19 protein-coding genes are annotated in these 20856 nt (G+C 73.6%); 5 read left to right on the plus strand and 14 right to left on the minus strand.

The window, feature by feature from the left end:
* Positions 1 to 126: 126 nt before the first annotated feature.
* A complete protein-coding gene (locus tag D7318_RS17225) occupies positions 127 to 1875 on the plus strand; it encodes an ABC transporter ATP-binding protein (RefSeq protein WP_120698005.1) in 1749 nt (582 codons plus the stop codon).
* A gap of 524 nt (positions 1876 to 2399) precedes the next feature.
* Here the strand turns inward: D7318_RS17225 and D7318_RS17230 are convergent.
* The 13 genes from D7318_RS17230 to D7318_RS17285 form a co-directional block, all read right to left on the minus strand.
* A complete protein-coding gene (locus D7318_RS17230) occupies positions 2400 to 5243 on the minus strand; it encodes a hypothetical protein (RefSeq protein WP_120698006.1) in 2844 nt (947 codons plus the stop codon).
* A gap of 56 nt (positions 5244 to 5299) precedes the next feature.
* On the minus strand, positions 5300 to 5737 hold the full coding sequence (locus tag D7318_RS17235; RefSeq protein ID WP_120698007.1) for a TadE/TadG family type IV pilus assembly protein: 438 nt from the start codon (positions 5735 to 5737) through the stop codon (positions 5300 to 5302).
* The gene (locus tag D7318_RS17240; protein ID WP_120698008.1) at positions 5734 to 6159 is read right to left on the minus strand and encodes a TadE/TadG family type IV pilus assembly protein; all 426 of its coding nucleotides are present in this window, start codon (positions 6157 to 6159) and stop codon (positions 5734 to 5736) included. The genes D7318_RS17235 and D7318_RS17240 overlap by 4 nt, the downstream gene beginning before the upstream one ends.
* A 3-nt stretch (positions 6160 to 6162) precedes the next feature.
* Positions 6163 to 6600, minus strand: coding sequence for a TadE family protein (locus D7318_RS17245; RefSeq protein ID WP_329604587.1), 438 nt, complete (start codon positions 6598 to 6600; stop codon positions 6163 to 6165).
* Between the two features lie 2 nt (positions 6601 to 6602).
* The gene (locus tag D7318_RS33995) at positions 6603 to 6836 is read right to left on the minus strand and encodes a hypothetical protein (protein ID WP_230423822.1); all 234 of its coding nucleotides are present in this window, start codon (positions 6834 to 6836) and stop codon (positions 6603 to 6605) included.
* A 47-nt stretch (positions 6837 to 6883) separates the two neighbouring features.
* The gene (locus D7318_RS17250) at positions 6884 to 7840 is read right to left on the minus strand and encodes a type II secretion system F family protein (protein WP_120698010.1); all 957 of its coding nucleotides are present in this window, start codon (positions 7838 to 7840) and stop codon (positions 6884 to 6886) included.
* Positions 7837 to 8817 (minus strand): type II secretion system F family protein, encoded by a 981-nt coding sequence (locus D7318_RS17255; protein ID WP_120698011.1) that lies wholly within the window; start codon positions 8815 to 8817, stop codon positions 7837 to 7839. The genes D7318_RS17250 and D7318_RS17255 overlap by 4 nt, the downstream gene beginning before the upstream one ends.
* Before the next feature lie 7 nt (positions 8818 to 8824).
* Positions 8825 to 10126, minus strand: coding sequence for a CpaF family protein (locus D7318_RS17260; protein ID WP_120698012.1), 1302 nt, complete (start codon positions 10124 to 10126; stop codon positions 8825 to 8827).
* Positions 10123 to 11064 (minus strand): hypothetical protein, encoded by a 942-nt coding sequence (locus tag D7318_RS17265; protein WP_230423824.1) that lies wholly within the window; start codon positions 11062 to 11064, stop codon positions 10123 to 10125. The genes D7318_RS17260 and D7318_RS17265 overlap by 4 nt, the downstream gene beginning before the upstream one ends.
* A 19-nt stretch (positions 11065 to 11083) precedes the next feature.
* Positions 11084 to 11806: a hypothetical protein gene (locus tag D7318_RS17270; protein ID WP_120698013.1), complete on the minus strand. Its 723-nt coding sequence runs from the start codon at positions 11804 to 11806 to the stop codon at positions 11084 to 11086.
* Positions 11807 to 11917: 111 nt separating this feature from the next.
* Positions 11918 to 12838, minus strand: coding sequence for a hypothetical protein (locus tag D7318_RS17275; protein WP_147437747.1), 921 nt, complete (start codon positions 12836 to 12838; stop codon positions 11918 to 11920).
* Between the two features lie 144 nt (positions 12839 to 12982).
* Positions 12983 to 13393 carry a VOC family protein gene (locus D7318_RS17280; RefSeq protein WP_120698015.1) on the minus strand — a complete coding sequence of 137 codons (411 nt, stop codon included), beginning with the start codon at positions 13391 to 13393 and terminating at the stop codon, positions 12983 to 12985.
* Positions 13394 to 13403: 10 nt separating this feature from the next.
* Positions 13404 to 13796, minus strand: a complete 393-nt coding sequence (locus D7318_RS17285; RefSeq protein WP_120698016.1) for a helix-turn-helix transcriptional regulator — start codon at positions 13794 to 13796, stop codon at positions 13404 to 13406.
* Positions 13797 to 13954: 158 nt separating this feature from the next.
* Between D7318_RS17285 and D7318_RS17290 the strand changes: the two genes are divergently transcribed.
* Both D7318_RS17290 and D7318_RS17295 read left to right on the plus strand, forming a co-directional pair.
* A complete protein-coding gene (locus D7318_RS17290; protein ID WP_183091468.1) occupies positions 13955 to 14596 on the plus strand; it encodes a DUF433 domain-containing protein in 642 nt (213 codons plus the stop codon).
* Complete coding sequence (locus D7318_RS17295) at positions 14596 to 14847, plus strand: hypothetical protein (RefSeq protein ID WP_120698017.1); 252 nt, start codon at positions 14596 to 14598, stop codon at positions 14845 to 14847. The genes D7318_RS17290 and D7318_RS17295 overlap by 1 nt, the downstream gene beginning before the upstream one ends.
* Here D7318_RS17295 and D7318_RS17300 read toward each other — a convergent pair.
* Positions 14828 to 19357 carry an FtsK/SpoIIIE domain-containing protein gene (locus D7318_RS17300; RefSeq protein WP_120698018.1) on the minus strand — a complete coding sequence of 1510 codons (4530 nt, stop codon included), beginning with the start codon at positions 19355 to 19357 and terminating at the stop codon, positions 14828 to 14830. The two genes, D7318_RS17295 and D7318_RS17300, sit on opposite strands and share 20 nt — an antisense overlap.
* Before the next feature lie 302 nt (positions 19358 to 19659).
* Here D7318_RS17300 and D7318_RS17305 point away from each other — a divergent pair, with 302 nt between their 5' ends.
* Together D7318_RS17305 and D7318_RS17310 are read left to right on the plus strand one after the other, a co-directional pair.
* Positions 19660 to 19959, plus strand: coding sequence for a WXG100 family type VII secretion target (locus tag D7318_RS17305; RefSeq protein WP_120698019.1), 300 nt, complete (start codon positions 19660 to 19662; stop codon positions 19957 to 19959).
* 284 nt (positions 19960 to 20243) lie between these two features.
* Positions 20244 to 20753, plus strand: coding sequence for an NAD-binding protein (locus D7318_RS17310; protein WP_120698020.1), 510 nt, complete (start codon positions 20244 to 20246; stop codon positions 20751 to 20753).
* Positions 20754 to 20856 lie beyond the last annotated feature (103 nt).

Genomic DNA, 20856 nt, shown 5'->3' on the forward strand with positions numbered 1-20856 from the left:
GGGCGCCAAACCTCCGAGGTCTTCGGCTTGTTGCTCGATCCGCAGAAGCGGGCAGGCGGCAGTCAAGCAGGCGCCGATGTCACTCCGCAAGCGGAAGGCGTGACAATCGGTAGGTAGGGTGAAGCCGTGCCAACCGACACACGAAAGTCCGCCTGGCGTGTATTGCTCGGGTATGTGCGCCCCCATCGCGGGGCGCTGGCCGTGGGCGCGCTGCTCTCCCTGACCATGGGCGCCACCGGCCTCGCGCTGCCGCTCGTCGCCCAGGACCTGATCGGGAGCCTCTCCCAGGACGAGTCCATCTCCGGCGCGTTGATGCTGCTCAGCGCCCTGGTGCTGGCGAACGCCGTGATCGGCGCCCTCGGCGGCTACGTCCTCCAGCGCACGGCCGAGTCGGTCGTCCTCACCGCGCGCCGCTCGTTGACGTCGTACCTGATGCGGCTGCGTATCTCCGCGGTGGACGCGAGCGAGCCCGGCGACCTGCTGGCGCGGGCCACGTCCGACACGACGCTGCTGCGGGCCATGACGACCGAGTCGTTGATCGGCTTCGGAACGGGCGGTCTCACGCTGGTCGCGACGCTCGTGATGATGGCCCTGGTCGATGCCGTGCTGCTGCTGGTGACCCTGGGCGTCATCGTGGTGACGGGCGTCGTGATCGGCTTGATCGTGCCGGTCATCAACCGCGCCAGCAAGCGCGCGCAGGACTCCGTCGGCGAGATGGGCGCGGCGTTGGAGCGGGTGCTCGGCGCGCTCCGCACGGTCAAGGCGTCGAGCGCCGAGGAACGCGAGCGGCGCGCGGTGCACGCGGCGGCCGAGGAGTCGTGGCGCGCGAGCGTGCGGGCGGCCAAGTGGCGCGCGCTGGCCGGGAACACCGCGGGCCTGTCGACGCAGGTGGCGTTCATCACGGTGCTCGCGGTCGGCGGGGCGCGGGTGGCGACCGGGGCGATCGACGTGGGCGCGCTGGTGGCGTTCCTCCTGTATGTCTTCTATCTCATGGCGCCGATCCAGGAGGTGGTGAGCGCCATCACGCAGTACCAGGTGGGCTCCGCGGCGATCAGCCGCATCCAGGAGGTGCGGGAGCTGCCGAGCGAGCCGGAGCGGACGGCCGCGCCGCCGCTGCCCACCGGGGAGGAGAAGCCCGCTTCGGTGGCGTTCCGGGACGTCCACTTCCGCTACACGCCCGAGCTGCCGCCGGTGCACCACGGGGTGACGTTCGAGATACCGCCGCGCGGGATGACGGCGTTCGTGGGCCCCTCGGGCGCGGGCAAGACGACGGTGTTCTCGCTGATCGAGCGCTTCTACGACGCGACCGATGGGCGCGTGCTGGTCGACGGGCGCGACGTGGGTGAGTGGGACGTGGCCGAGCTACGGGCGCAGATCGGCTATGTGGAGCAGGACGCGCCGGTGCTCTCGGGCTCGCTGCGCGACAACCTCCTGTTCGGCGCGCCCGACGCGACGGACGAGGCGGTGGCGGGGGCGCTGGCGACGACGCGCCTCGAGGACCTGGTGCGGCGGCTCCCCGACGGCCTTGAGACGCTGGTGGGCCACCGCGGCACGAAGCTGTCGGGCGGCGAACGCCAACGCGTCGCGATCGCCCGCGCGTTGCTGCGGCGCCCGCGGCTGCTGCTGCTCGACGAGGCGACGTCGCAGCTCGACGCGGTCAACGAGGCGGCCCTGCGCGACGCGGTGACGGCCGCGGCCCGCGACACGACGGTCCTGGTGGTGGCGCACCGTCTTTCGACGGTGACGTCGGCGGACCGGATCGTGGTGATGGACGCGGGGCGCGTGCTCGCGGTGGGGACCCACGGGGAGTTGGTGGCGGGCAGCGAGCTCTACGCGGAGCTGGCTGCGACGCAGTTCTTGACGGCCAGCGCGTAGCGCCTCCGGCGCGGTTTGCGGGTTTCGCCTTCGGCGGGGGTGGTGCGGGGTCGCCTCCGGCGCGGTACGGCGCGCCTTCGGCGCGGGGGTGGTGCGGGCCGTTGCCCGAGCGCGGGCCCGGGCGCTCCGCGCCGGGGTGTCCCCACCCACCCGCCCCTTTTCGGCGCTTCGCGCCGGGGGGCCGCCTTCGGCGGTCGTGGTCCGGCCGTGGCCCCGGGCACTCCGCAGGACGGCGCGCGCCACCCCCTCGCCGTAGGCGAAAAAGGGTGGGTGGGGACCCCCCCGGGGCCCGCGGCCGGACAACGGCCCGCACCGCCCCCGCGCCGCAGGCGCAACCCCCGGCGCGAAGCGCCCGGCGCAACCACGGCGCGAAGCGCCGTGAAAAGGGTGGGTGGGTGGGGACAACCCGGCGCGAAGCGCCCGGGCCCGCAGGCGAACCACGGCCCGCACCACCCACCGCGCCGCAGGCGCGTCGGACCGCGCCGGAGGCGGCCCGCACCACCACCGCGCCGAAGGCGCGCGCTCTACCCTGCGGGAGGCAGATCCCGCCACCCCGGGTGGATCTCGTCGAGGAGGGACTCCGTTGCCGCGGGCAGGGGTTGGGCCGGGCCGAAGAGGTGCGCGTGGTGGCCGAGCAGCCAGCTGGTCGCGCCCGCGAGCCACTCCTCGCGCCCCGTCGCGTGCGCCGCGCGCAGAAGCTCGTTCCACAGCCGCTCGTCCGCGGGGGCGGACGCCAGCGCCGTGCGGATCGCCGTGTAGGCCCCCTGCGCGTCGCCCGCCTTGCGCTGCTCCGCCGCCAGCGTCAGCGCCAACTCCGCGACCACCAAGGGGTATTGCGCGTCCACGATCTCGTGGACCAGCCAGCCGTAGCGTTCGCGCCGCTCGGCGAGCAGGGGGCCGCGGGCGAGGGTGAGGGCCTCGGTGAGGCGGCGCAGGCGCTCGTCCGCGGCCAGGCGGCCGCCCCGCACCACCGTGTCGTGGTGAAGCGCCGTGAGCCGGTCCCAGTCGGAGCCGATCGTGGGCGCCAGGGTCAGGCGCCCGTCCGGCTCGGCCACCAGGTGCGGGCCGAGCCAGGCCCGCAGGCGGCCCGTGAACGCCTCGCGCACGTCGTCCGTCACCCCGCGCGGCCACAGCGCCGCGCCGAGGACGCGCGGGTGCACGCCCTCGCGGTGGAGCAGCAGCAACGCCAGTGCCTCGCGGAGCTGTTCGGCGCGCTCGGGCTCGGGCTCGGGGAGCCCGGCGATCTCGTAGGCGCCCATCAGCCGGATGGCCACCTCGGGCGTGGCGGGCGTCGGCGCGCGTTCCTCGTCGGGGGCGTCGCCGCCCCTGGTGAGGCCCGCGAACAGCTCGACCACCGCCGCGCGTCCGGCGGCGGGCAGCTGCTGGGCGGCGAGCTCGAGTCCCATCACCGGCTCGCGCAGCCGCCCTTCGTCGGTGATCTCGAACTGCCAGGCGGTGCCGGGGAGTCCGGGCTTGTCGGCGGCGACGACATAGCCGATGCCGACCTGGGCGGAGACGGTGGCCAACGCGCCGAGCCGTTCGGCCTCTTCGGCCGTCGGCGGCGTTCCGATCAGGACCAGGTGCGCGGCGGCGCCGGTGCGGCGGTTCATGCGCAGGCGGGTCTCGTTCTCCATGACCTCCAGAAGACCCGTCATATCGGCGAGATGGCGGACGCGGGTGGGGGCGAGGGGGATCAGGTCGTCGCCGAAGCCGACGAGGGTGACGGTCATGCGGTCCGACCAGCCGCTGGTGGCGAGTTCGGCGGCGAGGGAGGCAAGGACGGCGTCGCGCCGGTGGGGCTCGCCGGTGACGGCGACCGCGCCGGGGACGGCCTCCAGGTTGAGCAGCAGCCGGAGTTGGTCGCGCGTGCCGAGGCTGACCAGCCCCGGGTAGGGGGCCTCGGCGCTCGTCTCGCCCTGGGGGACGTCGTTCTCGTAGATCGTCCAGTAGGTCTCGTCGGCGCTGGTGCCCCAGGGCGCGGGCGGGCGGCCCGCGGGTGCGGCGAGTTGGAGGTGGAGGGTGCTCTCGCCGAGCCAGGCGGCGTAGACGGGCGGCAGCGGCTTGCCGTCGGCGTCGAGGGCGGCGGCCAGGTGGCGCAGGGCGCGGTCGAGGAACGCGACGGAGCGGGGCGCGGCGCCGACCAGGAGCGCGTCGCGGGCCGCGGCGGCCTCGCGGGTGCCGGGGGCGAGGCCGTCGCCGACGCCGCGGCGGAGGGCTCCGGCGGCGGACTGCCACAGCGCGGCGCGGCGGGTGCGGCCGAGCGCGACCAGCAGGCCCGCGGCGAGCAGGGGCGCGCAGAGCAGCGCCTCGGACAGGCCCAACCCGCCGTCGGAGTCGGCCACTTCGGCCTCGGGCCGTTCCTCGGAAGGGACGGTACCTCCGCCGCCGCCGCTCGGCGGCAGCGGGCGCCCTGGACCGTCCTCCTCTGGCTCGTCCGACTCGTCGGGCTCCTCGGGCGGCGGCTGGGGGGCGAGCGGCGCGCCGCCGCCCGTCTCGTGGTACTCCTCGATCTCCGCGGCCTCTTCGGCGGTGAGCTGGTCCGACTGCCCCGGCAGCTCGACCAGTTCGCCGCCGTGGGCGTCGGCGGGCATCTCCAGGATCCAGCCGGGCCTGATGAGGCTGGCCTCGGTGAGGCGTGAACCGTCGGGCTGCACACGGTCCTTGTTGAGCTGGAAGATCTCCCGGTAGCGCAGCCCGTCGTCCAGGTGGCGCTCGGCGACGCCCCACAGCGTGTCGTGGTGGCGGCCCTCGGGCGGCTGGATGCGGTAGAACTTGGTGGCGTCGGCGGGCGCCGTGGGCGTGACCGCGGCCGGGTCGCCCGACTCGGATGACTGGAGCGTGCCCAACTCCCCGGCGGCGGGCCGGTCGTCCATCATCTTGCCGGGTCCGTCGGGCGCCGAGCGCGCGACCACGCCGGGGATCCGCTCGGCGGAGGCCACCACGTTCGCCTGCCCCGGCCCGTGCCCGCCGGGTCCCAACTGGCTGAGCCCCGGCGTCAACGACGCGGCGGCCGAGGTCAACAGCAGGACGGCGCCGACGAGTTGGCGCGCGAGCAGCTGGCTTGGCCCGGCCCCTGGCACCCGGCGCGGGATGCCGACGCCGGAGATCGCGGCGGCGGCCTCGACCAGGACGCACGCCGTGAACTGCGCCCAGGCCACCCAGACCAGCACGGCGAGCACCTTGAGGAACGCGTCCGAGCTGATCTCGTCGGTCAGCATGTCGAGGCTGGGCGCCGACGACGGCAGCGGCCAGCCGATGAGGCTCGCCAGCGCGAGCGGAACGCCGACGACCAGCGCGAGCAGGGCGATGAAGGCGACCAGCGCCCTGAGCACGTCGCCCGCGCCGCGCCCGGTTCTCACCTGAGCCATGTCGTTCCTCTCAGCGATCTTTCGGCGGCCTCTCAGCCGATCTCTCAGTCGGCCTCTCAGCCGGTCTGGGCCTCGGCCGTCGCCGTTCCCCACACGGTGAGGGGGCGGTCGTGGACGAGGCCGGTGAAGATGGGGCGGTAGGTCAGCCTGATGCGGACGGTGACGCGGTTGACGGCTTCCTCCGAGCACTCGGCGGCGGCGATGTCGGCGGCCTCCATCCCGACGGAGGTGGCGTACTCGGTGACGCGCGCCTCGCAGTTGCCGAAGTTGATGGGGACCGGGCGCACGCCGTCGCGCAGCGCCTCGACGTCGAGGTCCTGCGCGGCATAACGGGCGGCCTGCTCGGCGATGTCGGCGGCCCGCTCGCGCTGCGAGATGGACAGGCCGCCGTCCACCACGAACGCGGCGAGGCCGAGCACCACGAGCGCGAAGAAGATCAGCGCGAGCGCGCCCGAGCCCCGGTCGTCACCCCGCCCTGTCAACCACCGTCTCATCCCGACCTCCGATAGGGGTCGATGGGCGAACTCGACGTCCCGCTCATCGTGTTGGTGACCGGGACGCCCAGCAGGTCGAGGCCGCGCACCCGGCATGTCACCTCGATGCCGAAGAGCGTGCCCGGCTGGTGACCCGGCGGGGTGGTGGCATCGACGCGCACCGTTCCGCCCACGCACACGTCGCCGAGCTGCGCCTCGGCCACCGCGCGCGCCTCGCGCATCGCCGCCTGTGTGCTGCGCTCCAGCGAGCCCGCGCGCGCCGCGTCCCTGGCCGCGCCGTTGACCGCGCCGCGCCCCGAGACCAGCTGGCCGAACGCGACGAGCACGAGGATGAACGCGATGATCAGCGGCGCCAGGATCACCACCTCGACGGTCGTCATCCCGCGGTCGCCGCGGCCCGCCCGCAGTCCCACGCGTCGCATCGTTCACTCCCCGTCCGGCACGAAACGTTCCACCGGGCCCTCGCTCGCCGCCTCGACCGTCAGGTCCATGCCGGGCAGGATCGACGGCACGTTCCCCACCACCTCGACGCGGACGGTGAACGCGGCGGGCCGCGCGGTCGTGACGTCGGGGCGCGCGGTGAACATGCCGGGCCCCAGCTGCTCGATGTACTCGTGCGCCTTGTCCTCGGCCTTGGCGCGCCAGCCGTCCGGGTCCGCGTCGGCCTCGGCGCGCGCGGTGCGGGCCCCGGCCTGGGCGGCGGCCTTGGCGACCTGCTCGGCGAACGAGTAGAGCGCGAACTGCACCGCGCCGAAGATCATGAAGAACATCACCGGCGTGAGCACGACGAACTCGATCGCCGAACTGCCGCCGTCGGCCCCCTCGCCGACGCGGCGGCGCACGAACGCCGCGAGCCGCCGCACGGTCAGCAGTCTTGGAAGTCTTGGACGCCCTCGATGCAGTCGCTCACATCGTCGGCGCGGTCGTTCAGGGCGTTCATGATCACCGCGGCCACGCCCGCGACCACGCCGACGACGATGGCGGCGATGATGACCCACTCGATCGCGGACGCGCCACGGTCGGTCTCGGCGGACCTGGCGCGCTCCACGCGGGCGCGCAGGTGCGCGATCAGGAAGTCCGTTACCGGATGACGAACCATGGTGCTACCTCCACGTGACGCCGGACGGGGGTGCGCTGCGGGGGACCTCATGCCTGGAACACCCGCATCCCGGCCGGGAAGATGAGAAAGATCAAAAAGCCCATGCACAGCAGGAGTTGGGCGATGAGCATCGACTGCGACTTCTCGCCCGCGCTGCCCTCGATCTCGCCGAGCTCGCGGTGGCGCATCGTCTCGGCGCGCGCGGAGAGCGAGGCGCGGACCTTGGCGCCGTCGTCCGCGACCAGGGCGAGCGAGGCGGAGAGGTCCTTGAGCTCGTCGACGCCGACCTCGTCGCCGAGCCGCCCGAGCGCCTGCCACTGGGTGAGCCCGGTGATCCGCGCGTCGGCCAGCGCGCTGCGGATGCGGCGCAGCGCCCAGCCGTCGCTGACCTCGGCCGCGGCCTTGAGCGCCTCGGGCAGGCCGCGGCCCCCCGCCAGGCTCATGGCGACCAGGTCGAGATAGGCGGCCACGACGCGGCGGAAGTCGCGCCGCATGGCCTTGGCGTCGCGCCGCACCTCGACGTCGGGCAGGAAGAAGAACCCGGCGGCGAACGCGAGCGCGAGCCAGACGGGGACCACGGGGCTCGCGCCCATGCCGAGCATCCAGCCGAGGGAGAAGAGGAACGGGCCGAAGAAGAGGCCGGTCGCGGCCAGCACGACCTTGGTGGCCAGGAACGACTCCCACGTCCTGTCGAGCAGGGCGAGGTCGGCGCGCAACGACCGCTGCTCCCAGCCGCGTTGGACATACAGCTCGGCCAGGCGGCTCCCGGTGCGCTCGCGCAGCTCGGCCAGCCGACCGGTCGCGCCACCCGGCGTGCCCGGCGCGCCCGAGGGCGCGGAGGGTGTCAGGGGGGCACCCACGCTGCCGCGCGCGCGGAGCGCATCCACCCGCGCGACCGTGGAGACCGGGCCCCTGCGGGTCGGCAGCAGCGCCCTGACCAGGGCGTAGACGCCGAGCCCGAAGAGGGCGCCGACCAGGACCGCGGTGGTGATGTCGGAGTTCACGCGCGGGCTCCCTTCGAGGGTCGCTCCGTGGGCCGCCTCGCGACGTCGGGCCGCTGCGGCCCGTCGGGCAGCGCGTCATCGCGCGGGCGCAGCGCCGTCTCGGGGCGGCCCCGGGTGAGAAAGCGCTCGGGCAGCTCGATCCTGGCCAGGCGCCGCATCCACCAGAACCCGAGCCCGAAGAGTCCGCACACCACGGCGAGCACGGCCTGCCCGAGCGGGTCGCCGAAGGGCTCGACGAAGTCCCGGTTGAAGACGGCGAGTCCGAGGGGGAACGCCACGCTCACGCCCACGACGATCTGCACGCTGCGGCGCGTGGAGGCGCGTTGGGCCAGCACGCGCTGGCGCATGTCGACCTCCTCGCGCGCCGACTTGGCCAGCGCGCCGAGCACCTCGCGCAGACCGGGGCCGCGCAGGCGGGCGTTGAGGATGAGGGAGGCGACGATGACGTCGGCCGACGAGTCGTCGAGCTCGTCGGCGAACTCCTGGAGCGCGTCGGGCAGCGGGGTGCGGGCGCGCAGCCGGTCGACCAGGTTGTTCAACGGGCCGCGCAGCGCGGGCGCCGCGGCGCGGGCGGAGGCGGGGATGGCCTGTTCGAGGCCGACCGCGCCCGCGATGGTGTCGCGCAGCGACTCGGTCCACCCGGCCAGGGCCTCGACGCGGCGCATCCCGGCCCGCTCCTCGGCGGCGCCGCCGAACAGCCGGTCCCAGGTGAACGCCAGCAGCGCGGCGGCCAGGGCGGCGACGGGCCAGCGGGTCAGCAGCAGGACCAGCAGGGCGACGCCCGCGGCGACGGTGCCGCGGCGGCCGAAGAACGCCACGACCTCCGCGCGTCTTCGCTGCCGCCCGGCGCGCTCCTCGGGGGAGCGCGGGGGCAGGCCGCGGATCGCCGCGATCAGCAGGGCGAGGCCGCCGCCGACCGCGACCCCGCACAGCAGGGCGAGCGCGAACGCGGGCGAGAAGACGCCGCTCCCGTTCATCGGCCGCTCACCCCCATCCGCCGCGGTAGCCGTACTGCGCCAGCTCGTCGGCGCACGACAGGGCGGCGTGCGCCCTGGTCACGCCGTCCGCGCCCTCGGCGAACACCTCGCTCGACAGCACGCGCCCGTCCACGCCGTTGACCTCGCGGACCGAGGAGACGAAGCGCCGCAGCCTGCCGCCCTGGGTATAGGTGTTGCGCCGCTCGATGAAGACGACGAAATTGACCGCGCCCGCGATGAGCATCTGGCTGGCCTCGATCGGCAGCCGCTCGCCGGCCTGGAGGGCATAGGTGGAGATGCGGTTGAACACCTCGTGCGAGCTGTTGGCGTGGATCGTGGAGAGCGAGCCGTCGTTGCCCTGCGACATGGCGTTGAGCATGGTGACGATCTCGTCGCCCAGCACCTCACCGACGATGACGCGTGAGGGGTTCATGCGCAGCGAGCGGCGCACCAGGTCGGCCATGCCGATGGCGCCCTGGCCCTCGGAGTTGGGCAGCCGCTCCTCCAACGCCACGACATTCGGGTGGAGTTCGGGGAACTGGTCGAGGCCGAGCTCCAGGGCGCGCTCGACGGTGATCAGCCGCTCTTCGGGCGGGATCTCGTTGGCCGACGCCCGCAGCAGGGTGGTCTTCCCCGCGTTGGTGGCCCCGGCGATCATGATGTTCTTGCGGGCCCTGACGGCGGCGGTCATGAACGATCCCAGCTCGGGGGTGAGCGTGCCGTTGCCGACCAGGTCGGCGAGGAACACCTTGCCGAGGCGGGCGCGGCGGATGGAGAGCGCGGGGCGGCGCGTGACGTCCATGACCGCGGAGAGGCGCGAGCCGTCGGGCAGCCGAAGGTCGAGCTGGGGGTTGGCGGAGTCGAAGGGCCGGGAGGAGAGCCCCGAGTAGGCGCCGAGTATCTGGATCAGCTCGACCAGCTCCTCGTCGCTCTCGGCGACGGGCGCGCCGCGCTCCTCGCGGCCGTCGGCGTAGCCGATGAACACGTGGTCGTAGCCGTTGACGTCAATGTTCTCCACGTCGGGGTCGTCGAGCAGCGGCTGGAGCCGCCCCACGCCGAAGAGCGCGGCGTGCACGGCGGAGGCGTAGCCCTCCTCGGCCCGCGCGTCCAACGGCGCCCTGCCCTCGGCGATCTCGGCGCGCGCGTACTCCTCGAGCACCTGGGCGATGACGGCCCGCGCGTAGTGGCGCTCGTCCTCGGACGTCATCGGCCGCACGCCGCTGGCCTGGTCGATGCGCCGCTGCTCGGCGATGCGGTCCCCTGCCTCCTGCCTGAACCGCTTCACGAGCTGGTGGTTGACCTCGCTCATCCCCCGGCCCCCGGACCGTGGTTCGGCGCGGGCGGACCGTACGTCGGCGCGGGCGGGCCATACGTCGAGGCGGGCGGGCCATACGTCGGCGCGGGCGGACCGTATGTCGGGGCTGGCGGTGTCGAGGGTGGCACCAGCTCGGCGCGGTACGTCCCGTGCAGGTCGGCGACCACCTTGCGGGCCGAGCGCACCAGCAGCGACCGGTCGAGGCGCCCGCGCCGCCGCCCCGCCAACTGCTCGGCCCCGACGGCGTCCTCGGCTATGAGCCCCACGACGGACGAGCCGCTGCCCGAGGCGATCAGCATCTCGTTGACCTGCCCGGCGATCCGGCCGCCCGACTGCGCGTCGGCGATCAGCAGCACGCCGATCCTCGGCAGCGCCAACTGCGCGGTGCCGCGCCCCTGTCCGTGCAGCTTGGTGCGCAACGCGGCGGCGCGGTCGCGGACATGCGCGATGCTCTCCGGCCGCACACGGCTGACCAGCAGCAGCACGGCCGCGTGCGGCAGCAGCGCGAGCAGCGGCGAACCGGCGTCGAGGCGACCGCAGTCGGCGAGCACGTCGGCCGCCGCGTCCTGGTGCGGGGACTGCGCCAGCTCGGCGAACGCCCGCCCCAGCGCGCCCCATTGACCCGCGAGGCCGCCCGCCTGGTCGGACGCCGCAAGCCCCACGAGCACGTCGAGCCCGCCCGAGACGCGCTGCGCGTGATCCCACAACTGCTCGGCGGCGATGCCCCGTCGGGCCGTCGCGGCCAGCGACAGCATGCCCGTGCCGGGGTCGAGCGGCCGCCCGCCCTCGCCCACCGACCGGTACACCAGGTCGCCGCCCGCCGGGTCGGTCTCGGCCAGCAGCACGCGGCGCGGCCACAGCGCGGCCAGGGCCACGGCCGTGGTGGTGACGCCCGGTGCCCCCTTGTCCGCGGCCAACGCGATCAACGCCATGGGCCTGCCCCTTCCCGGCTCACTCGCCCGGGGGCGCGACGATGACGAGGGACACCTCGCCGTTCGACGCCGCGCGCGTCAGGGCCGCCGCGTCGTCGGCGCCGACCCTCAGGGTCACGGGGAGCGCGCTGTTGCCGCCCCCGCCGTCGCCGTCGTGCACCGCGGCGACGGTGGCCGGGTCCGCGATCACGTCGTCGCTGATCGGCGGGGGAGCGCTCTCCGAGGTCTCGTCGCCCGAGCCTGGCGCGTCGTCGTCGCCCACCCAGTAGGCGGCGACGGTGTCGCCCGCCGCCAACCCCGAGGGGTACTGGCCGGGTTGGAGCGAGACGCCGACCAGCACCTCGTCCTGCGGCAGCGACGCCTCGCCGGTGAGCATCTCGCCGACGAGCACGGTGCCGGGCACCAGGTCGGTGACGGACCGCAGGTCATCGGCCACCTGTGAACGCTGGCCCCATGGCACATAGTTCACCGCGGAGTCCTCGGCGACCAGCACCGACTCCATGGCCGACTCGGGAATCCGCTCTCCCGCGGGCACGCGTTCGGTGATCCGCACGGCCTCGACGCGGTCGCCCGCGCGCAGCACGAGCACGGTGGCGCCCAGCGCCCCGGCCAGCACGAGCAGCGCGGCGAGCGCCGCGAGCGCGGGCCTGCGTTCGCGCGGCGGCGTGGGCAACCGCTCTCCCGGAACGGCCCCCGCAGCCATGGACGTCCGCGCGGCGGAAGCGCGGTCCTGAGTCCTCATGCGTTCACTCTTCTCGACCCCCGAGTCGACCCCCGTGCGGCCAGGTGACAACGGCCGCGCCCGAACTTATCAGCCACTTCTGACCGCCTTCAACGGCCGGATTCCACCGCATCACCCGGCTCCGAGGTGGCGCAGGCTGTTCATCACGCTCTCGATGGTCGCGTCGTCCAGCGCGTCGGGATGCCCCGTGTCGGCCACCAGGACCCAGGTGGCCTGGTCGCCCTCGCCGGTCACATAGGAGACGGTGACGACGCGCCCGTCGCTCGTCCCGCACTCGTCCCTCGGGTTGTCGGGGGCGCCGGTGACGGTGGCCGTGGCGGTGTGCCCGACCAGGCCGTGCTCGCTCTCGAACGGCTCGGCCTCCGTCACCTGGATGTCACCCTGCTCGCCCTGGTCGTAGGCGGCGACGGCCCACGCGCCCGCCTCGGTCACGGCCGACTCCTCGGTCGAGGTGTGCCCGGGGCCCTGCGCGCTCCTGGTCCCGGCCATCGCGCGGAAGCTCAGCCCGTCCTCGTCCTCGGGGCACCAGCCCTCCTGGTAGAGCGCGGTCCCCGCGACGGCGATGTCCGGGATGTAGTCGCTCTCCTCGCCCTCGGCCAGGATCTCGTAACCGACGACGAAGTCGTCCGAGCCGACGTTCCACCCGTCGGGCGGGACGTCGAACGCGTTGAGGCGCGTGGTGTTGGTCTGCACCTGCCAGTCCGGGGCGACGACGGGGTCAGGGGTCTCGATCGCCGAGCCGCGCGGGTCGTCGGGCGCGGCGGACGGCTCGTCCGAGGGGCTCGGCTCGGCGCTCGCGCTGGGCTCGGCCACCGGCTCGTCCTCGTCGTCGGCGCCGCCGAAGAACAGCCGGCCGCCGACCGCGAGAGCGGCGAGACACAGCGCCGTCAGGGCGACGACGAGGGCGATCGCCCGCTTCCCCGGCCCCCTCCCACCGGGCGCGGGCCGCTGCCCCACGGGCCCGAACCCGCTCGGCTCGGTCGGCGCGGAGTGATATCCGGGTCGCAGGTAGGGGTTGTCGTCCGACGTCATGCGCACGACGGTAGGGCCGCCCCACGCCATGGCACCACGCGGTCCTTGGCACTGCTACCGACTTGGAACAGTGCCGAGTCCGTTCAGCGCCACACCGGCGGGTCCCCGCCCCAACGGGTCGGCGGCGTTCATGGCGCAGCTCCGCTAACGCCGCTGCGCGAAGCGCAGGAGGTTCCCCGCCGGGTCGCGGAACGCGCAGTCGCGGACGCCGTAGGGCTGGTCCATCGGCTCCTGGACCACCTCGCCGCCGATGCGCGCGATGCGGTCGAACGTCGCGTCGCAGTCGTCCGTCGCGAAGATCACGCCGCGCAGCGCGCCCTTGGCCAGCAGCTCGGCCATCACGCGGCGGTCGGCGGGCGACGCGCCGACGTTCACGCCGGGGGGCTCGAGAACGATGTCCACGTCGGGCTGCGCCGGGGCGCCCACGGTGACCCAGCGCATGTCCTCGAAGACCACGTCGTTGCGGACCTCGAGGCCGAGGCCGTCGCGGTAGAAGGCGAGCGCCGCGTCATGGTCGTTCACAGAGATGAAGCACTGCGACAGCGTGATGTCCATATCGGTCACACTATGTCCGGACCGGTCGGGTGGCGTTCTTGACCACGCAGGGCGGGATGGCGGCCGCCGCCGAGTGGTCGCGGGCCCGGTAGGCGCTGGGCGACTCGCCCACCAGCTCCGTGAACCGGCTGCTGAACGAGCCGAGCGACGTGGCGCCCACGGCCATGCAGACCTCGGTGACCGACAGGTCGCCCCGCCGCAGCAGGGCCTTGGCCCGCTCGACGCGCCGCGTCATCAGGTGCTGGTACGGGCTCTCGCCGAACGCCGCGCGGAAGGCGCGCGAGAAGTGGCCCGGCGACATGAGCGCGTCACGGGCCAGCGTCGGGACGTCGAGCGGCTGGGCGTAGTCCCGGTCCATCCGATCCCGCGCCCGCCGCAACCGCACCAGGTCGTCGATCTCCACGCCCCCAGTATCGCCCCCGCCACGGACCCCGACCCCGGGACCGACCCCGACACCCGTTCTACCCAGGCCCCCGGGAGAGCGGTTCCTGTGGCGTCCCCGGGGGCGGAGCTGGGATGCTGGCGTGCGGACGGGATGACCGGGGCTGGAAGGAGTGGACCATGGCGTACTCGACCCGCATGGCCGCCGCTCTGTCCGGAGCCACGGTCGGGCAGCTGCGCACGTGGCGGCAGGATCGGGGGAACGGGCCCGTGCTCCGCCCCGAGCTGGCGGCCAAGCCCGCGCTGTACTCGTTCAGGGACGTGGTGGCGCTCCGTGCCTTCGCGGTCCTCCGTCAGGACGTGTCGCTCCAGAAGATCCGCAAGGCTCTGGCCACGCTCAAGCGGTTCGGGGAGGTGGAGCACCTGTCCAGCTATTCCCTCGTGGCCGAGGGCGATTCCATCGTCCTCGTGGGCGACGAGGGCGAGGACCACGCCACCGACCTCGTCAAGCACCCGGGGCAGCGGGTGATCGCGACCATGGCCGACATCCTCGAGGAGTTCGCTCCCCGGGCGGGGGTCGTCGTTCCGCACCTTCTGCGGCCCAAGCGGCACGTCAGCGTCGACCCCGGGACGCAAGGCGGACAGCCGGTGATCGTCGGCACCCGCGTCCCCTTCGACGCCGTCGCCGAGCTGGTCGAGGACGGCATCCCGCCCGAGAAGATCGCCGACTACTACCCAGGCGTGACGGCGGACGCCGCCCGCGACGCGGTCTCCTTCGCCCTGTACGTGGACAGCTACAGCCCGGGACCGCGCGCCGCCTGATGCGAATCCTGATCGACGAGAACGTCCCGGTGCAGATGCTGGAAATGCTCAGACGGCTGCTGCCCGAGCACGAGGTGCGCCACGTCAGCGAGATCAAGTGGGCGGGCAATGGTGGATCCCTCCGCCTCACCACCGCGCTACTGGCCGCGCTAGGCGGCCGCACCAACCCCGCCCCAGGAACGCCGGACGCCCCCCGCCTTCCCGGCGAGGGGCGTCGTGGCAGGGCCGCCGTTACGGGGCAGGGGTCGTGACCGTGAAGGGGACTCCGTCGCCCAGGTGCAGGATCGCGCGCCCTGGGGTGGGCTGCTCGACCGCCGCGCTGCGCGGCAGCTTCACGCCCACCAGCTCGCCCACGCGGTGGCTCGACGGGGAGAGGAGCACGCCGCGGCGGGCCTTCTTCGCGTCGACCTGCCAGCCGGAGAAGCCCGTGCACAGGTCCGCCTCGTCGCCGCCGAGCACCATGTACTGGCCCAACTCCGCGCCCTTGGTCACGATGTTCTTCAGCTCGTCCCCGCCGTCGCAGCGCCGCAGGTCCTCGCCGTCGTCGATCACGAACACGATCGGGTTCTCGAGCGAGGCGTCGCGCACCGACTCGCGCACCTGGTCCTCGGACAGGTCGTCGCCGGTGAAGACGTTGATCACGCCCGGCTGGCCCGCCAGGTCGCGCAGCGGCGAGGGGCGCGGGGCCGCGATCACGATGCGGACGCCCTGGGCCAGATACGACTTGGCCAGCATCGTCAGCACCGTGGACCGGCCCGACTTGGCGGGGCCGCCCACGATGAACACGGGCGCGCCCTTGGACAGGTCGGGGCCATAGCCCATCAGCTCGTCGCCGCCGACGCCGATCAGGCCCCACAGGCGGGACTCGGACGCCTCCGGGTCGCGCATCTCCCACGCGTCCGCGAACGTCAGGCGGCTGGGCAGCACGTCCACGCGGAACGGCCGCTTCGAGCGCGGCACCGCCGCGTCCCGCTGCGTCGCCCAGTCGCCGATCGCGCCCAGGGCCGCGGCCTGCGCCTGGCCCGAGAGCTCCTCGGCGAGCACCGCGATCTGGATCTCGGTGAGCACTTGGTTCCGGTACATGCGCCCGTCGGGGATCTCCTCGGGGACCTTCCGCGCGGGCATGCCGATGTGCGAGTAGTCGGCGCGGTCGGAGAGCCGCAGCGTGTAGCGCTCCTCGGTGAGCGCGGCGATGCGGCCCGAGAGCACCGAGCGGTCGCCCGTGATGACCAGGTGGATGCCGACGCTCGCGCCCTCGCGGAGGATGACGTAGATCTCGTCGGTCAGCGCGCCGTGGTCGATCTCGCCGAGGGTGGAGACCCAGCCCTCCCAGCGGTCGATCATCACCACGATGTGCGGCAGCCGGTCCTCGGGGCTCGCCGCGGCGGCGCGCTGCTCGCCGATGTCGGCCAGCGCGTCGTTGCCCAGCACCTCCTGGCGCCGGTCGAGCTCCGCGCGCAGGCGGCGGATCAGGCGGCGGACGCGCTCGGTCTGGTTCCGGTTGACGACCGCGCCGCAGTTGGGGAGCTTGGTCAACGCGTTGAGCGCGCCGTTGCCGCAGTCCACGCCGTAGATGTGGACGTCGGCCGCGGAGTGGATCCACGCGAGCGAGCCCGCGATCGTGCGGAGCAGCTGGGAGCGGCCGCTGCGCGCGGTGCCCGCGACGATCATGTGGCTGAACGACTTGAAGTCCACCGCGACCGAGCGCCTGGCCTGCTGCACCGGCAGGTCCTCGACGCCGTAGGGGGCGGCGGGCAACGCGCCGAGCGGGACCGGGTGTTCGAGGTCCCGCAGCAGCACCTGCTCGGGCAGCGCGGGCAGCCACGGGCTGTGCTGCTTGGTGAAGCCGAGCTGCCGGTCGGCCTCGATGACGGAGTCCACCAGCACCTTGAGGTCGGTGATCTCCTCCTCCTCGGACTTCGCCCCTGGCGGCCGCTTCATCTTGGCCCGGCCCAGGTCGCTCCACTCCAGGACGCCCGTCCACGGCCTGGCGACCGCCGGGTCCACGGCGCCCGGCCTGCGGCCACCGACGCGGCCCGACTGGAACGGCACGAGCGAGGAGTGCCCGAGCCTGACGAACGCGCGGCCCGGCGTCGACTTGGCGATGAAGCCCGCGTCGGGCGCGTTGATGACGTCGGACGACTCGCTGGCGTCGGTGACGCGCAGCGCGATGCGGAGGTTGGTGTTGGCGCGGATCTCGGGCGAGACGACGCCGCTGGGGCGCTGGGTGGCGAGCAGCAGGTGGATGCCGAGGGAACGGCCTCGCTGCGCGATGTTGACCAGGCCCTTCACGAAGTCGGGCAGCTCGCGGACCATCGAAGCGAACTCGTCGATGACGATGAGGAGTCGGGGCATCGAGGTCAGGCGCCCCGGATTGCGCCTGATGAGGTCCTGGTAGTCCTCGATGTCCTTGGCGCCGACCTCGGCGAGGATGTGCTCACGGCGCGTCAGCTCGGCGCCGAGCGACTGGAGGGCCCGCTCCACCAAGTGGTTGTCGAGGTCCGTCACCATGCCGACGGTGTGCGGCAGTTGGACGCAGTCCTTGAACGCCGAGCCGCCCTTGTAGTCGACCAGGACGAACGTCATGTTCTCCGGGGTGTTGGCCACCGCGAGCGACGCGACGATCGTCTGGAGCAGCTCGGACTTGCCCGACCCTGTCGTGCCCGCGATCAGGCCGTGCGGGCCGTCGCGGCGCATGTCGATGGCGAACGCGCCGTCGTAGGACTCGCCGATGACGGCCTCGGTCGACTGGCCGCCCAGGCGCCAGCGGGCGGCGATCGCCCCGGCGGTCGGCGGCTCCATCTCGATCACGTCGAGCAGGCGGCTGGCCGACGGCAGCGCCGCGTCCTCGGACTCGCCGCTGATGTCGCGGATCGGGGAGAGCGCGCGGGACAGCAGCTCGCACCACTCGGGCCTGACCCAGTCGGGGCGCACGCCCCTGATGCGCCACGCGCCGGTCTGCTCCACGCGCAGCCGGTCGGCGGCCATCACGGGCGCGGTGCCCGCCATGGCGCCTGGGGCCGCGCCGCCCGGCACGGCGAGGAAGGTGTGGAAGCCGGTGGCGTATCCGGGGTTGCGCGCGGGGCCGCCGTGCGCGGGGCGGTCGGGGTTGGGCTCGGCGATGACGACGGCCTGGCACTCGCCGGGCAGGAAGCGCTCCTCGTCGTCCAGGCACAGGGCGTAGATCGAGGACGCGGGGCCCTCGCGCAGCAGGCGGATGACGCCGGGCAGCGAACGCATCCGGCGCGAGCCGTCGAAGATGACGACGATGTCCGGGTCCTTGAACGTGGCGTTCTGCGCGCGGGCCTCCTTGGCCGCCTTCTGGCGCGCGTCGAGCGTCGCGGTCAGCTCGGCGACGCGGGCGCCGATGGTCTCGGCGTCGGTGCCGACCAGCGCGTTGACCTCGTGCTCGGGTCCAGGCGTGGTGTGCGGCAGCCAGCGCATCCAGTCCCAGCTGTACTGGCCCGAGCCGTCGGTCAGCAGGAAGAACTGCACGTCGACCGGGCTGTGCAGCACCGAGATCTGGCTGACGCTCCAGCGCGCGAGCGCCCGCGCGGTGTCGCCGGGGCCCGCGAAGCCCACGACGCCGAGGGTGCGCAGGGGCAGGGTCACCGGGGCGTCGGCGATCTTCCAGAAGACCTGCCGCTTGTGCTCGTCCTGCTGGGGGTCGGTGAGCACGACCTCGGAGTCCAGCTCCACGGTGCCCACGCGGATCAGCAGGTGGTCCTCGTCGGTGCGGCGGCGCTCCCACAGGCGGGTGCGGGGGCCGGTGGCCTGGTTGAGCACGGTGGCCGGGTCGGGGGCGGCGTGGCGGCGGGCGAACCGCTCGGCGATCAGCGCGTCGCGCGCGTCCTTCTCGATGCGGGCCTTGCGCTCGTTGTACTCCTCGACCCGCTTGGCGTGCGATATGCGGCCGCGCTTCTTGTCCATGAAGTAGTTGGACAGCAGCATGACCGGGCTCATGAACGCCATCATCAGGAAGATCCAGCGACCCGTGATGCTGGCCATCAGGACCGCGCCGACCACCGGGAGGATGGCCATCAGCCAGGGCATCGGGCGGCGTTCGCGGTCGCCGGGCGGCTTGGGGAGGATGAACTTCGTCTGCCGCTCGGGCGGCAGGAGGCGCGGCGGCCTGTTGTAGTCGAGGCCCGCGCCGTCCTCGGACACCTTGAGCGCGGCGTCCGGGGGGAAGTAGGGGGTCAGCTCGAACAGCGAGTCGCCGACGGCCAGTTGCTTGCCGAGCTTCCAGTCGGCGCGGTCGCCCTCGGTGTGGCTGAACGGCTCGCCGTCGATCATCGGCTGCGACTCGCTGTAGACGGTCACCTTGCACGTGCCGTCGGCGGCGACGCGCAGCGTCATCGCGCGCTCGGGCAACGTGGGGTCGTCCACGCGGATATGGACCTGCTGCCCGTTGCCTATCTCGACCTTGCCGACGCCGAGCCGGTGCACGGCGCCCGCGCCAGGGCCGCCGACCACGCGGAACTCGATGACACCGCTGGGCTCGCCCGGCCAGCAGCCGCTGGGGTTGTGCAGGCTCACGACGCCGCCCTCGCGCAGCGGCGACTGGGCGAGGGTGAGCGTGGGATCGACGTACTCGCCGCTCACGAACAGGTGGGCGGCGGGGCCCTGGTCCCCGTACCCGCCGACGGAGCGGACGAACTCGGGGGCGAGGTCGCCGACTTGCGTTTCGGGGGCGGCATCGACCACGGTGTCGGCCCGGTGCCCCCCGACCGGGTCGACGACTGTGAGGGTCAGGCGCACGCTCTTCCTCCCGTAGTGACACAGCAACGTGCTTCGCTGGACATGACCATAATCGCATCTTGTGTGGGCGTGACAACGGGTGCGGGAGAAGGTGCAACCGCACATCCGAGTTGGGCGTCATAGGTGTCGCCGAGGCACCGGGGACGGGTGTTTCACGCCCTCTTGACCGGGGGTACCGTCCCATGCTTCGTGGACGTAGGCTGACTGCCTGTGGCGGCGCCACAGGCGGGACCCCGGCGCCCACACCGGCCGGACACCAGCGGGGGGATGGCCCTCCGCCCTACCTGAGGAGGGGAATCGTCATGGCGGATATCGACGTCACATATGACGACATGCGGGAGGCGGGCGATCGGCTCATCTCCGAGTACGAGCTGATGGACCAGAAGCTCGACGAGCTTCAGTCGTACATCGATGGCCTGCTGGCCGCCGGTTACACGACCTCGCGTTCCTCCGGCGCCTTCGACGACTCCTACCGGGAGTTCACCCAGGGCGCCAAGAAGGTCCTTGAGGGCCTCCAGGGCATGGGCAACTTCCTGAAGACCGCCGCCCAGGCCATGGAGGACACCGACACGGGTCTGGAGAGCTCCATCCGGGGTGGCTGACCCCCGCTTCCGCCGCGGGGCGGTGCCAGGGCGCGAGCCGCGCGCCGGGCGCCGCCCTTTCGGCTGTTCGGGGGGCGTTTCCGCGACGGCGCTCCGGCGGCGTTCCCACGGCGTTCCGGCGAACGGCGTTCCGGCGGCGCTCCCCTGGCGTTCCGCAAGGGCGTTTTCGGACTCCCGTGCGCCGCGGGGCCGTTCGCGCGTGAGAATCCGGGGCGAATGCCGTGCCCGTGCGGGACGTCGTGTGCGTATGTGTGAGCCCTCCGTGGCAGAGAGAGGATGGAGCCATGGCCACTCCCCTGCACGCGCTGCGCCGCGCCCGCTCACGAGGACTCACCGAGGGCGCGCGGCGACGTGGCGCGCCGGGCGCGCACGACCGGCGCGTCGCGGTGGTCGGGCTCGGCGGATTCGGCGGGGCGCTCGCCGACGAGCTGACGCGGCGGGGCCTCGCGGTGCTCGGCGTCGACGCCGACGAGCAGGCCGTTTCCGCGCGGCGGGCCACGCTCGCCCGGGTGGCCGTGGCCGACGCCACCGACCCCGAGGAGCGCGAACGGCTCGGGCTCGCCGGGCCGGGCGCGCCCGCCTGCGCCGTGGTCGCGCTCGGCGGGGACGGGCTCGCGGGGCTCGTGGTCGCCTCCGAGCTGGTGGAGGGAGGCGTTCCGGATGTGTGGGTGTACGCCCCCGGCGCGCACCGCGCGGTGCTGGCGCGCCGCCTGGGCGCGCGCCCGGTGGACGCCTCCGACGCGACCGCGCTTGGCGATGTGATCGCCGCTACGCTCCGTGTCAAGGACGCGTAAAGAATCCCCGGGGTACGGTGTCAGGACCGGCGCGGTTCGCCAGGTCCTCCTGTGCCTGGGTCCGCCGCCGTGGTGTGCCGGGAAGTCTGGTCGGCGATGTGAC

The sequence above is a fragment of the Streptomyces radicis genome, assembly GCF_003626575.1.
Classification (GTDB): Bacteria; Actinomycetota; Actinomycetes; order Streptomycetales; family Streptomycetaceae; genus Streptomyces; species Streptomyces radicis.

Bases quoted from the DNA above. Each gene is read 5' to 3' on its own strand.
- D7318_RS17310 (WP_120698020.1), top strand. From the start codon at position 20,244: ATGGCCACTCCCCTGCACGCGCTGCGCCGCGCCCGCTCACGAGGACTC.
- D7318_RS17280 (WP_120698015.1), bottom strand. From the start codon at position 13,393: ATGGACATCACGCTGTCGCAGTGCTTCATCTCTGTGAACGACCATGAC.
- D7318_RS17255 (WP_120698011.1), bottom strand. From the start codon at position 8,817: ATGAACGGGAGCGGCGTCTTCTCGCCCGCGTTCGCGCTCGCCCTGCTG.
- D7318_RS33995 (WP_230423822.1), bottom strand. From the start codon at position 6,836: ATGGTTCGTCATCCGGTAACGGACTTCCTGATCGCGCACCTGCGCGCC.
- D7318_RS17275 (WP_147437747.1), bottom strand. From the start codon at position 12,838: ATGACGTCGGACGACAACCCCTACCTGCGACCCGGATATCACTCCGCG.
- D7318_RS17260 (WP_120698012.1), bottom strand. From the start codon at position 10,126: ATGAGCGAGGTCAACCACCAGCTCGTGAAGCGGTTCAGGCAGGAGGCA.
- D7318_RS17290 (WP_183091468.1), top strand. From the start codon at position 13,955: ATGGCGTACTCGACCCGCATGGCCGCCGCTCTGTCCGGAGCCACGGTC.
- D7318_RS17240 (WP_120698008.1), bottom strand. From the start codon at position 6,159: ATGCGACGCGTGGGACTGCGGGCGGGCCGCGGCGACCGCGGGATGACG.
- D7318_RS17305 (WP_120698019.1), top strand. From the start codon at position 19,660: ATGGCGGATATCGACGTCACATATGACGACATGCGGGAGGCGGGCGAT.
- D7318_RS17270 (WP_120698013.1), bottom strand. From the start codon at position 11,806: ATGAGGACTCAGGACCGCGCTTCCGCCGCGCGGACGTCCATGGCTGCG.
- D7318_RS17230 (WP_120698006.1), bottom strand. From the start codon at position 5,243: ATGGCTCAGGTGAGAACCGGGCGCGGCGCGGGCGACGTGCTCAGGGCG.
- D7318_RS17235 (WP_120698007.1), bottom strand. From the start codon at position 5,737: ATGAGACGGTGGTTGACAGGGCGGGGTGACGACCGGGGCTCGGGCGCG.
- D7318_RS17295 (WP_120698017.1), top strand. From the start codon at position 14,596: ATGCGAATCCTGATCGACGAGAACGTCCCGGTGCAGATGCTGGAAATG.
- D7318_RS17265 (WP_230423824.1), bottom strand. From the start codon at position 11,064: ATGGCGTTGATCGCGTTGGCCGCGGACAAGGGGGCACCGGGCGTCACC.